General features: G+C 38.5%; 10 protein-coding genes. 2 read left to right on the forward strand and 8 right to left on the reverse strand.

Features of this window, described 5'->3' with window-relative positions:
• Positions 1–16 precede the first annotated feature (16 nt).
• The gene (locus AC4BC3_RS06825; protein ID WP_490466121.1) at positions 17–1,258 is read right to left on the reverse strand and encodes a sugar ABC transporter substrate-binding protein; all 1,242 of its coding nucleotides are present in this window, start codon (positions 1,256–1,258) and stop codon (positions 17–19) included.
• Between the two features lie 208 nt (positions 1,259–1,466).
• On the opposite strand from AC4BC3_RS06825, the gene AC4BC3_RS06830 reads away from it, so the two are divergent.
• Positions 1,467–3,089: a glycoside hydrolase family 13 protein gene (locus AC4BC3_RS06830; RefSeq protein ID WP_490466122.1), complete on the forward strand. Its 1,623-nt coding sequence runs from the start codon at positions 1,467–1,469 to the stop codon at positions 3,087–3,089.
• 272 nt (positions 3,090–3,361) lie between these two features.
• Complete coding sequence (locus AC4BC3_RS06835; protein ID WP_490466123.1) at positions 3,362–4,252, forward strand: hypothetical protein; 891 nt, start codon at positions 3,362–3,364, stop codon at positions 4,250–4,252.
• A gap of 173 nt (positions 4,253–4,425) precedes the next feature.
• Here the strand turns inward: AC4BC3_RS06835 and AC4BC3_RS06840 are convergent, their stop codons facing one another.
• The 7 genes from AC4BC3_RS06840 to AC4BC3_RS06870 all read right to left on the reverse strand — a co-directional run bounded on the left by AC4BC3_RS06840 (position 4,426) and on the right by AC4BC3_RS06870 (position 11,854).
• A complete protein-coding gene (locus AC4BC3_RS06840) occupies positions 4,426–5,610 on the reverse strand; it encodes an LCP family protein (RefSeq protein WP_490466124.1) in 1,185 nt (394 codons plus the stop codon).
• Positions 5,611–5,835: 225 nt separating this feature from the next.
• Complete coding sequence (locus AC4BC3_RS06845; protein ID WP_206908091.1) at positions 5,836–6,345, reverse strand: shikimate kinase; 510 nt, start codon at positions 6,343–6,345, stop codon at positions 5,836–5,838.
• Complete coding sequence (gene aroA / locus AC4BC3_RS06850; protein WP_490466125.1) at positions 6,338–7,648, reverse strand: 3-phosphoshikimate 1-carboxyvinyltransferase; 1,311 nt, start codon at positions 7,646–7,648, stop codon at positions 6,338–6,340. Before aroA ends, AC4BC3_RS06845 begins: the two co-directional genes overlap by 8 nt.
• A 42-nt stretch (positions 7,649–7,690) precedes the next feature.
• Complete coding sequence (gene aroC / locus AC4BC3_RS06855) at positions 7,691–8,857, reverse strand: chorismate synthase (protein ID WP_206908102.1); 1,167 nt, start codon at positions 8,855–8,857, stop codon at positions 7,691–7,693.
• A 1-nt stretch (position 8,858) separates the two neighbouring features.
• Positions 8,859–9,932 (reverse strand): 3-dehydroquinate synthase, encoded by a 1,074-nt coding sequence (gene aroB / locus AC4BC3_RS06860; RefSeq protein WP_490467300.1) that lies wholly within the window; start codon positions 9,930–9,932, stop codon positions 8,859–8,861.
• 34 nt (positions 9,933–9,966) lie between these two features.
• A complete protein-coding gene (gene aroF, locus AC4BC3_RS06865; RefSeq protein WP_206908104.1) occupies positions 9,967–10,983 on the reverse strand; it encodes a 3-deoxy-7-phosphoheptulonate synthase in 1,017 nt (338 codons plus the stop codon).
• Between the two features lie 13 nt (positions 10,984–10,996).
• Positions 10,997–11,854, reverse strand: a complete 858-nt coding sequence (locus AC4BC3_RS06870; RefSeq protein ID WP_490466126.1) for a shikimate dehydrogenase — start codon at positions 11,852–11,854, stop codon at positions 10,997–10,999.
• Positions 11,855–11,977 lie beyond the last annotated feature (123 nt).

Below are 11,977 nucleotides of genomic sequence, written 5' to 3' on the forward strand. Positions count from 1 at the left end.
ATCTCAGGCCAATAAACTATTTATTTAGTAAAGTTTCTGTTTCTTGATTAAATGAATCCATTTCTTTTTGAACATCTTGACCACCTAGGTAGATTTGTTCAAAATGCTTCAAATAGTTTTGTGCGATTTCTTCAAATTGTGTAATCAATGGCATTGGTTCTGAATTAAGTAATTGTTCGTTGAAAACACTGTAAATTGGATCATCTTTCAGTTCAGGATTTTCCCAAGTCTTTTTAGCTGTTGGAAGTGCATCTGTCAAATGCATCCACTCTAACTGATTATCTGGCTGTGCCATAAAGTTAATAAATTTCGCCGCGTCATCTTTTTTCTCTGAGTATTCAAAAATAGTTAAGTTTGAACCGCCCATAGATGAGGTATTGTTTTCTTTACTAGGTAATGGTGCAATTGCCCATTTTCCATCAATATCTGGAACAGTATCTTTCACTGTTTTTGCCATCCATGGCCCACTAATGAACATTGGAACCATTGCATCACCAGAAAATGTTTGACTGACATCTAAACCAAGATCTTGTTTAGGTGCATAGCCTTTTTGGATAAAATTGTTCAAGTATGCAACACTCTCAACAAATGGTGCTTGATCAAATTCTGGTTGGTCATCTTTAATCAAAGGTGAGCCATTTTGCCGTGCAAACATGAATCCTAGCGTTTGTTCCTTGGAATCAATGTTGATTCCATATTTATCTTCTCCACGTGCTGCTAATTTTTTCGCAGCATCCGTTAATTCTTCCCAAGTTTTCGGTGGCTCTTTATACCCCACTGACTCTAAGACATCTGTTCGATAAAATAAAACACGTGTTTCTGCTGCCCAAGGAATGCCATAAGACTTTCCGTCAAATTGTGTCGTTTCTACAGAACCTTCATAAAAATTATCTGGATTCATTGCATCATACTTATCAATGTAACTTGACATATCAGCTAATGCACCAGCTTCTTGAAATTCAGGCATCCAAGTTGTTCCCATTTGTAAAACATCTGGACCACTCTTTGAAGCTACAGCCGTTAATAATTTGTCATGCGCATTTGACCATGGGATAGACTGAATTTTCACTTCAATCCCCGTTTCATCTGTAAATTTATCCGTCATTTTTGATAACTGCTTTACTTCATCCCCCATTCCCCAAATATTTAAAACTTCGCTATCTTTTGCTGAATTATTGCTTGAACCACATGCCGCCAATCCACCGAGTGTCATTACAGCTGTCAATCCTAATAAGCCAATTTTCTTTGATAGTTTCATTTTTTACTCCTCCATTTTTAGTGAAACGTTTCTACAGGGAGAAGTATACTAGCTTGTTTTTGATTTGTAAAGCGCTTTCTAAAATATTTTTTCCAGAAAAAAAGGATTGAATGCTCAATTTTTTTGATTATAATGAAAGCTGAATCATAAAATAGTATAAACTTTATTGATCAGCATCTAGAAACGTTTCACTAGAAAGGAGCTTTTTATGCATAAAAACAATAAAGATAACGTACCTTGGTGGCAGTCAGCAGTTTTTTATCAAATCTACCCAAAGAGTTTTCAAGACAGCAATCATGACGGAATTGGTGATATCAAAGGAATCATCTCTCGTCTCCCCTACTTACATCAACTAGGAATTGATGCTATTTGGTTATCACCTATTTATTCCTCTCCTAATGTTGATAATGGTTATGATATTGATAACTATTATGAAATTTTAGCTGAATTCGGAACAATGAAGGACGTTGAACAATTAATTGCTAAAGCGAAAACTTTTGGGATACAAATCATTATGGATTTAGTTGTTAATCATACGTCTGATCAGCATCCCTGGTTTTTAGAAGCAGAAAAAGGAAATAAAAAGTATCAAGATTATTATGTTTGGCAGAAAGAACCACCTAATGATCTTCAGTCTTTTTTTGGTGGGACAGCTTGGGCATTCAACGAAAAGCAAAATCGTTATTACTTACATCTATTTTCAAAAAATCAGCCAGATTTAAATTGGGAAAATCCTAATATGCGAGAAGATATTTGGAAAATGATGCGTTTTTGGATCGACAAAGGAATTGGTGGTTTTCGATTAGATGTCATTGATTTAATTGGAAAACAACCTGAAAAAGAAATCTTAGGTGACGGACCAAACTTACACATCTATCTCCAAGAAATGTATCATGAGGCCTTAAAAGAAAAAGATTTAGTCACTATTGGCGAGACAGGAAGTGTGACTCCTGAAACGGCACCATTATATACGGCACCAGAAAGAAACGAACTTTCCATGGTCTTTCAATTCCAACACATGGCATTAGATGAGCAGACCGGACGCTCAAAGTGGGCACTCAAAAAGTTAAGTATTCCTGAACTAAAAAAGGTACTTTCAAAATGGCAAACAGCTCTGCCTGAAAATGCTTGGAATAGTTTATTTTGGAGCAATCACGACCAGCCTCGGATTTTGTCTCGTTGGGGCGATGAAAACTATTCTTTAGAGAGCGGGAAAATGTTAGCAATCCTACTCCACCTGATGCGCGGGACGCTATTTATTTATCAAGGCGAAGAAATCGGTATGACGAATTTCCCGATTTATTCCGCCAAACAAATTCAAGATATCGAAAGTCAAAATTTTTATCAAGATCAACAAAAAGCAGGGATAGCTAAAGAAAAGATTTTTGAATCAATCAATACCAAAGGTCGTGACAATGCGCGCACACCTATGCAGTGGGATGATACGATCTTTGGAGGATTCTCACCTGTTTCTCCTTGGTATCCAATCAATCCTAATCACAAGCAAATCAATGTTGCAGCAAATTTAAAAAATCCTGATTCACTTTTCTATACGTATCAAAAACTGATTCTTTTGCGTAAAAAAAATCCGATTATTATTTGGGGAAGCTATGAGTTATTAAATACTGCTCCTACAATTTTTGCCTATAAAAGAAGTTATAAACAAGAGACTTGGTTAGTCTGTGCAAATTTTTCGGATCAAGAGACCTTCTATTCCTTTTCTGGAAAACCAGAAACAACAATTATTAGTAATTACAATGTGACATATTCTTCAATTGACAACCTTAACTTACGTCCATACGAAACTTTTGTTGTAAAACTTAAACCTTGAACACTCTGCTATTTTTCTATTTACGATTTTAGTAACTAGAAAAATAGCCGTTTTTATTTATAGCAAAATACTTTCAAAAGTAACCGCTAACCATCCTTTTTATTTTGTCATTTTAATTTACCAAATAACTGTTTGATTATCAGAGATAATATAGTAAAATCATTTAATAAAAAAGTTATTTTAAGTTCAAATTTAAATAACTTTCACATGACAAAGTGGCGACTATCGCTACCTGCCAATAAGTGGGAGCAAAAATTATTTAGGAGGAAAAAATGAAAAAGAAAAACGGGATAACTTGGTTGTTTTGGGGGATTGGAATGATTTTATTCATTCAATCAGTAATCAATAGGGAGATAACCACTTCGATGACACTTGGTACCTTACTCTTCGCATTAGCTGGTTGGCAATTAAAACAAATGCCAAGAGGTCAGCGAAAAAAATGGTTGCTTCCCATCATCTTTTCTCTTTCACTGATTATTGGTGCATGTGGAACCGGATCGGCTGTAACTACAGAAACTACCAGTAGTTCGACTCACATAACCAAGTCATCAAAAACAAGTGAATCATCAACGAAAGATACCACCGAGATTTCAAAAGAAAAGGCTAAGCAAAAAGAACTAGAAAAATTAACCAAACATGCACAACAAGAAGTTGAAAAAGCGGAAAAAGAACCAACCAGAGAGCAACTAAAAGTTGCGCTAGCAGCGATTGAAAAAATTCCCGGTGGAAGCAGTACATTAACTGAACGAGCAAATAAGGTTGAACAGACTATCGCCACTGCAGAAAAAAAGGCGGAAGAAGAAAAACGCGTTGCTGAGGAAAAGGCCGCAGAAGCTAAACGTGTCGCTGAAGAACAACGAGTTGCCGAAGAAAAAGCTGCCGCTGAAGCCAAACGTGTCGCTGAGGAACAGGCTGCTGCGGAAGCTAAGCGGATTGCAGAGGAACAAGCAGAACAAGCCAGAATTGCTGAGGAACAAGCTGCCGCTGCTCAAGCTGCTGCTCAACAAAATCAAAATCAGCAAATGGTTTATATTGCGCCTGACTCTGGTCGAAAATATCATTACGATCCAAATTGTCGAGGTCTAAATAATGCAAATTCGGTTGTAAGTATTCCACTGTCTGAAGCACAAGGTTCATATGGGTTATGTGGTTTTGAAGACTAGAAATTAAAATTGAACCACACGTTTTGCGCGTGGTTTTTGCATTCTTTACGAGTAAAACGAGCAAAAGTCTTCACGAATAGAAGCAAAAAAATCCTAGGACTATCTTGTCCTAGGATTTTTCTATTCCTTCCCTATGTGCTTGACTGATAACAGCGTTCCTATTTTCACCCAAATTACTCATTTAAAAAGGTGGTGATTGCTGCTTGATTCATTTGATTATCAATAACCAAAACACTTCCCGCATACTCACTGTTTCCATAGTCCCATGAACCTTCAACGGGCACACTTAATCGATCAATACCTGTTGCGCCACGACCAATCGAAAGTAAATGAGTTGCTAAAAATGTTGCAGTAACATCTGTTGAAGTATAACCAATTGCCTTCCCAGCCGCATAAGGTGCTCGAAGCAGGTTGATTGGATTTTTTAATTGACTGAAAATCGCATTCATCACCTGTTGCTGACGTCTGACACGACCAAAGTCCCCTTCTTCATCCATTCGAAAACGTGCATACTGCAATAAAACATGCCCGTCCATTTTTTGGACCCCTTTTTTGATATCGACACCATCAAGATTCAGGTCTTTCTCAGCATCTAGTTTCACGCCAAACATAAATAAAGCATCAATTACTTTTTCAAATGATTGGAAATCGACTTTTGCGTAATATTGACACTCGATTCCAAAGTTTTCTGCTAACGTTTGCCGAACTAACTCTGCACCGCCATAGGCATAAGCAGAATTAATTTTGTTTTGGCCTACACCAGGAATGTTAACAAAGCTGTCCCGCATAAATGAAACAAGTTTAGGTTTGTGAGCTGGTCCTCTTAACTGTAAAACCATGATCGTATCTGCGCGTCCAGCATCTTCACCCCTTGTGTCACTTCCCAAAATCAGGATATTTTTCGCACCGTTTTCAGACTGAACACCGTTGAAGGTCTCAACTGGCGCATTGGCTAAACTACTATCATGCTCAGCCATAAATTTTCCAGCAAAAAAAGAAATCCCTGAATAAAGTAGAACAAGAATGAAAAGGCCAAGAAGTATTTTCTTCCATGAACGTTTTTTTCGTCCTTTTGGCAGTTGCTGTGATGATTTCTTTTTCCGGAAAAACTTCTTTTTCTCAGTTGGTTGCTGATTAAGTTGCTCATATTCATTGTATTCATCAAACGGTCGGTTCAACTGATTGTTTGATGGATCAAAATCATTCGAAAATGACGGATTGTTTTGTTTTTGTCCTATAGGTTGATCTGACTCTCGCTGAATATCCTGCTTTCGTTGACGGCGAGCGAAGAGATTGTCTGTGTGGTTCTTTAAGGATTTTCCTTTATTTTTTTTATTGTGACGGTCCATTCGACTCATCGTATTTCCTCCTAATTACCTAGTGATAGCTCAAGGATACGTTACCTAACAATAAAAAGCATGCTACTTAAGTCCAATTTAATAAAAAATAACGATTTTTTCTTTGAAATACTGCTTTTTTCAGTCGATTTCTTAAAAAAAGGGAGAACAAAACAAGTTCTTGTTTTCCTCTACCTTTTTTACTGGATATTATCTGATTATCGATGATCATGCTAAAGTTTCTACTTAACAGTATGTTAAGATCTCCGACACGATTTCTTGTGGTGATTTGTTCGTCGTCTCAATTTGCAGTGTGGCAACTTCTTGATACAATGCTTTTCTAGTCTGATATAGCGCTGAGAATTCAGCAACTGTTTTCTGTCGTGCCAAAGGTCGCACATTTTTTTGGTCATGAATAACTCTTTGATAAAGTTCAACAGTTGATGCTTCCAAAAAAATAACCGTTGCACCATTTTTTAGCAGTGTTCGATTCATTTGATTTAAAATAATCCCACCACCAGTAGAAATCACTTGTGCTTTTGAATCTATCAATTGTTCTTCAAGTAGCAGTGTCTCAGCTTGACGAAAGCGTGCTTCGCCCTGTTTTTCAAAATATTGTGCAATCGTCGTCGCATATTTTTGCTCGAACAGTTCATCTAAGTCCACTAAAGAAATAGAAAGTTTTTCTGCTAAAAGTGTGCCAATCGTGGTTTTCCCCGAGCCCATAAAACCAACTAACACAATTGGATTATTCATCTGTCACACCTTGGACTAACTTGGCTAAATCACTAAAGAACTGAGGATATGAAATGGCCACCGCTTCCGCTTCAACTAGTTCGATTTCGCCATCTTCAACTAACAAAGCAGCAATTTGGAGCATCATACCAATTCGATGATCTTTATGACTGGAAACTTGTTGATTTTTTTGGGAAATTTGGAGCGGTGTTGGCCCCTCAATGATAAGCCCATCTTCTGTCGGTTGGATTTTTGCACCCAATTTTGTTAATTCTGTTGCCACTGCATCAATTCGATTGGTTTCTTTCACTTTTAATTCTTCGGCATCATAGATTCGGGTTGTTCCTTTTGCTTGTGTAGCAAGTAACGCAATCACAGGTAGTTCATCAATTAGTCGTGGAATGATTGCTCCTCCGATATCGATACCGTGAAGTTCAGAGGTTTTCACCTGAATTGTTGCTGATTGATTAATAGGATCTTCTTCCGTTAGCTTGATTTGGCCATTCATTTGTTTAACTACATCTAAAATGCCTGTTCGAGTTGGGTTGATGCCGACATTCGTTAGTGTAATTTCACTTTCTGGACACAACAAACCTGCAACAATAAAAAACGCAGCCGAAGAAATGTCGCCTGGAATGATTACTTCACAACCTGTTAATTTTTGCGGTCCAACAAGTGTGATCTCTTTGCCTGACTGCTGAATTCGTCCACCAAACTGTTGGATCATTTCTTCTGTATGATTTCTAGAAGGTGTTTTTTCAACAATCTTTGTCGTACCCTTTGCCTGTAAACTCCCAAATAAGATAGCTGATTTCACTTGAGCACTTGCAACGGGCATTTCATATGTGATTGGTATTAGTTGATTAGTAGGTTCAATTTTCAGAGGTAATAGCTCTTTTTCCGTCGTCCCAGTTATTCGAGCGTTCATCTGCACCAGTGGATCAATGATTCGATTCATTGGTCGTTTACTCAATGAGGCATCTCCAATTAACGTTGACGAGAATGCCGCACCAGCTAGAATTCCCGAAACAAGCCGAACCGTTGTTCCTGAATTTCCACAATCAAGCGGACTGGTACTTGGACGCAATCCTTCGATTCCTTTTCCCTTGATATGAATCGTTTGATTTGCTTCCTCAGTTATTTCGACCCCTAAGCTTCGAAATAGCTGCAACGTGGAAAGACAATCTTGTGCTCGCAAAAAATTATGAATAATGGTTTCTCCATAACTGATTGCACCAAACATAATGCTTCGATGAGAAATTGATTTATCTGCAGGTACTTGTAAAGTCCCTCGGAGCTTCGTCTGATTTGTCAGTAACTTCATCTTTTGTTTCACTTCCTAACATAACTAAAATACTTGTTCCCATTAAAACTGAGCAATTCGTTCACGGTACAAGTCAACAGCTTCTTTTAATTCTGTACAAGTATCTGCAGAAAATTTTGTTAAAAATGCTTTCGCTAACTCTGTTGCTACGACGCTTTCGCAAATAACACTAGCTGCGGGAACAGCTGTCGTGTCAGAACGCTCAACACTTGCATGGTACGCTTCTTTTGATTGGATATCGACACTTTGCAATGGACGATACAATGTTGGAATTGGTTTCATTACACCTTGTAGGATAATCGTTTCACCATTAGTCATGCCACCTTCGAAACCACCTAAGTTATCAGACTGGCGAGTAAAGCCCCGCGCTTCATTCCAAGTGATTTCATCCATGACTTTTGATCCGGGCAAGTTTGCCATGTCAAAGCCCAAACCAAACTGAACGCCTTTAAACGCATTGATACTCATCACTGCTTGGGCGATTTTCGCATCTAGTTTTTCATCCCAATGAACGTAGCTCCCTAACCCAGCTGGCACATTTGCGACTAACACTTCAACCACACCGCCCAAAGTATCTCCTGCTTTTTTCGTCTGATCAATTAACTCTTTCATCGCCGTTTCAACTTTTGGATCAGTTACGCGTAATTCCGAATTCTCTGAACGTTCTTTGATTTCTTTTACAGTCAAGTTATTCGGCAACTCGCAGACCAAACCTCCAAGCGCTAACACGTGTCCAGCAACCGAGACGTCTAGCTCCTGAAGCAATTGTTTACAAACGGCACCAATCGCTACTCGCATTGCTGTTTCCCGCGCAGATGAACGTTCCAAAACATTTCGTAAATCACGATGTCCGTACTTCATCCCTCCCACAAGATCTGCATGTCCTGGTCGAGGTCGAGTCACTTGTCGAAGGGTTGCATCCTTTTTGGCAACTTGTTCAGGCGACATCACAGTTTGCCAATTTTTCCAGTCTTTATTCTCAATAACTAATGTCACTGGGGAGCCGAGTGTATACCCATGACGAACTCCTGAAGTAATTTTTACTCGATCCTTTTCTATTTTCATTCTTCCGCCGCGACCATAACCAACCTGACGTCTTGCCAATTCCAGATTAATTTCATCAACAGATAAAGAAAGACCTGCTGGCAATCCTTCGATAATCGCGGTTAATTCTAACCCATGCGATTCTCCGGCTGTCAAAAAACGCATCTCATTTCTCCTCCTTCTTCAAATAATCCAGTAATTCATTTAAGGGTGTCGGTAAAATCGTTGCTTCACCAATTTTATTTAGCACAACTAATTTCACTAGATTCCCTCGTGCTTTTTTATCGTGAGTGATTGCTTCAAATAACGCATGTTCTGACCATTCAGTTGTTTCTTCAGGAAGTTTAAATTTTCGTACCATTTTACGCAAACTTTCAGTTGTTCCTTTTTTTGTTAAGCCTTTTTTTTCCGCGACGCTGGTTAACTGAATCATTCCGATTGCAACAGCTTCTCCATGAGTAATTTTTCCATAACCAGCAGTTTTTTCAACAGCATGACCGATTGTATGACCGAAGTTAAGGAGTAGTCGTTGTCCATTGTCAAATTCATCTGCTTCGACTACCGCTTTTTTAATCGCCAAACAAGCTTCAATTATTTGTTCAGATTGATGAACTATTTCCTCACGCCCATTTATATTCACTAAAGTTTTCCATAAATTTTCGTCCGCAATTGCGGCATATTTGATCACTTCTGCAAGTCCTTCACTCACTCTTCTTGGTGATAACGTCGACAACGTATCCGGATCAATCAATACCCCTTCTGGTTGCCAAAATGCACCAATGATGTTTTTGGCATACGAGGTATTCACTGCTGTCTTGCCACCAATACTACTATCTACTTGAGCAAGTAAAGTCGTCGGGATTTGTAAAAAATGAATCCCCCGCATAAATGTTGCTGCAACAAATCCTGCTAAGTCACCAACTACACCACCGCCTAAAGCAATGATGCCATCACTTCTAGTAAATTGTTTTTCCGTTAATAATTGAAATAGTTTTTCTGCTTGATAGAATGTTTTACTTGCTTCACCCGGCTCGATCACAGCTTTGCTCACTGTGTAACCTGCGTTAGATAACTGTTCACTCATTGTCTGAGCATAAAGTGAATCAACGTTTTTATCTGTTATCAAGCAAATTTTTTGCGGTGACCACAAGGCACTCACCCATTGACCAACTCTCGATAGTGATCCTTTTTCAATAACGATTTCATAAGAATGTTCTGGTAGCTCTACTTGGATACTCATGTTCACACCTGCATTTCCTTTGTCATTAGCTCTTTTATTCACGAATGTCTTTCATTGCTTTTTCTAAAATATGCACTTCTTCCATCATCTTCAGGTACGTTTTTTCGTTCAAGGACTGTGGACCATCTGACCACGCATTAACCGGATCAGGGTGGATTTCAACAATCATGCCATCTGCACCTGCAGCAACACCTGCTCGAGCCATTGGAGGAACCAAATCCCAAACACCAGTTCCATGACTTGGATCAACAATGATTGGAAAATGACTAAGTTTTTTGATCAAAGGGACTGCACTTAAGTCAAATGTATTCCGCGTTGCCGTTTCATACGTTCGAATACCTCTTTCAATAAAAATAATCTGGTTATTGTTTTGGACAGCAATATATTCTGCTGCATTGAGCCATTCATTAATGGTTCCAGAAATCCCTCGTTTTAATCCAATTGGCATCCCTGTTTTTCCAACAGCCTCAAGTAAACGGAAATTTTGCATATTTCTTGCGCCAATTTGTAAAATATCACTATAGTGTGCCACCATTTCAATATGAGCTTCGTCCATTACTTCAGTGATTACTTGCATATCAAATTCATCGGCCGCTTGGCGAATGTATTTCAACCCTTCTTCTTCTAACCCTTGGAACGCATAAGGGGAGGTCCTTGGTTTGAATGCTCCACCACGCAAAATTTTTGCACCGCCTGCTTTCGCCATCCGAGCTGTTTCACGAATTTGATCTAAGCCTTCGATAGAACATGGACCTGCCATGGTAACAAAAGAACCATCCCCGATTTTTACCCCATTCACATCCACAACTGTATCTTGTGGATGAAATTCACGTGAAGTCAATTTATACGTATTTGTAATGCGAACAATTTCTTCTACTCCATCATATCGCTGAAAAGCCACATCTTGAATTTTTCTAGTGTCACCCACTAACCCAACGATTGGTTGCTCATTTCCACGATTCATTTGAACAGCTAAGCCTTCTTCTTTCACACGATTCACGACTTGTGAAATTTGTTCATCTGTTGCATCTTGTTTCATAATAATAATCATTTCTTTTTCCCCTTTATTCAAATAAATCTTTCATGATATCGAGTGGCATTTCGTGATTCGTCCATAACTGAAAAGCCGTTGCACCTTGATATAATAGCATACCTAAGCCATTAAAGGCAGGTGCACCTCGTTTTTCTGCTTCTTTTAATAATTGAGTTTTTTTTGGTGAATAAATTAAATCAATCACAAATAAGTTTTCATGTAAATAGCCAGCATTCGCTAAAGGCGATTGTCCTTCTTTTGCACCCATACCAATATCCGTTGCATTCACTAATAATTCACTTGTCTGTAGATCATATTCGAGTTGTTCCTCATCTGCATAATCAACTACCCGCACGATTGCACTCGTCTGCTCGCCGATTTTTTCAAACTCCTGTTTAACCATTAAAAATCGTTCATTGTTTCTTTTATATAAAACAACCTCTCTAGCACCTTCAAGAGCAGCTTGTACCGTGATTGCTTTAGCCGCACCACCAGCTCCTAGAATAGTTATTTTTTTATCTTTTATCTTAAATTTTGCTGTTTCTTCCATTGCTTTCACAAAGCCAATACCATCTGTGTTATACCCAATCAATTGCCCATTTTGATTAACGATCGTGTTAATTGCACCAATCAGCTGTGCTTCTTGACTTAATTCATCAACGTAAGCGATAGCTGCCGTTTTGTTAGGCATCGATAAATTCACACCTAACATATCCAAGGTTCGAATACTTTCAATTGCTCGTGCCAGATTTGTTTGATCTACTTTAAAAGCTAAATATACCGCGTCAACTCCGCACGATCGAAAGCCACGATTATGCATCCGCGGTGATAAACTATGTTCTGCTGGATTCGCAAAAAAACCTGCAAGTTTTGTTTTACCAGAAATCACGCTTTATCCTCCTTACTGTTTCAAATTACTACTAATTTATTCTTCTCTATTATTCGTAGTGAAGCAAAAAAAGCCACTTAGTGTTCTCGTACTAAACAAAAAGTACAGTAAACGACTACGTGG

It is taken from the genome of Enterococcus sp. AAFC-DPL-6103 (assembly GCF_058216595.1).

Bases quoted from the DNA above. Each gene is read 5' to 3' on its own strand.
- AC4BC3_RS06840 (WP_490466124.1), bottom strand. From the start codon at position 5,610: ATGAGTCGAATGGACCGTCACAATAAAAAAAATAAAGGAAAATCCTTA.
- aroA (WP_490466125.1), bottom strand. From the start codon at position 7,648: ATGAAGTTACTGACAAATCAGACGAAGCTCCGAGGGACTTTACAAGTA.
- aroF (WP_206908104.1), bottom strand. From the start codon at position 10,983: ATGATTATTATTATGAAACAAGATGCAACAGATGAACAAATTTCACAA.
- AC4BC3_RS06845 (WP_206908091.1), bottom strand. From the start codon at position 6,345: ATGAATAATCCAATTGTGTTAGTTGGTTTTATGGGCTCGGGGAAAACC.
- AC4BC3_RS06830 (WP_490466122.1), top strand. From the start codon at position 1,467: ATGCATAAAAACAATAAAGATAACGTACCTTGGTGGCAGTCAGCAGTT.
- AC4BC3_RS06825 (WP_490466121.1), bottom strand. From the start codon at position 1,258: ATGAAACTATCAAAGAAAATTGGCTTATTAGGATTGACAGCTGTAATG.
- AC4BC3_RS06835 (WP_490466123.1), top strand. From the start codon at position 3,362: ATGAAAAAGAAAAACGGGATAACTTGGTTGTTTTGGGGGATTGGAATG.
- aroC (WP_206908102.1), bottom strand. From the start codon at position 8,857: ATGCGTTTTTTGACAGCCGGAGAATCGCATGGGTTAGAATTAACCGCG.
- aroB (WP_490467300.1), bottom strand. From the start codon at position 9,932: ATGAGTATCCAAGTAGAGCTACCAGAACATTCTTATGAAATCGTTATT.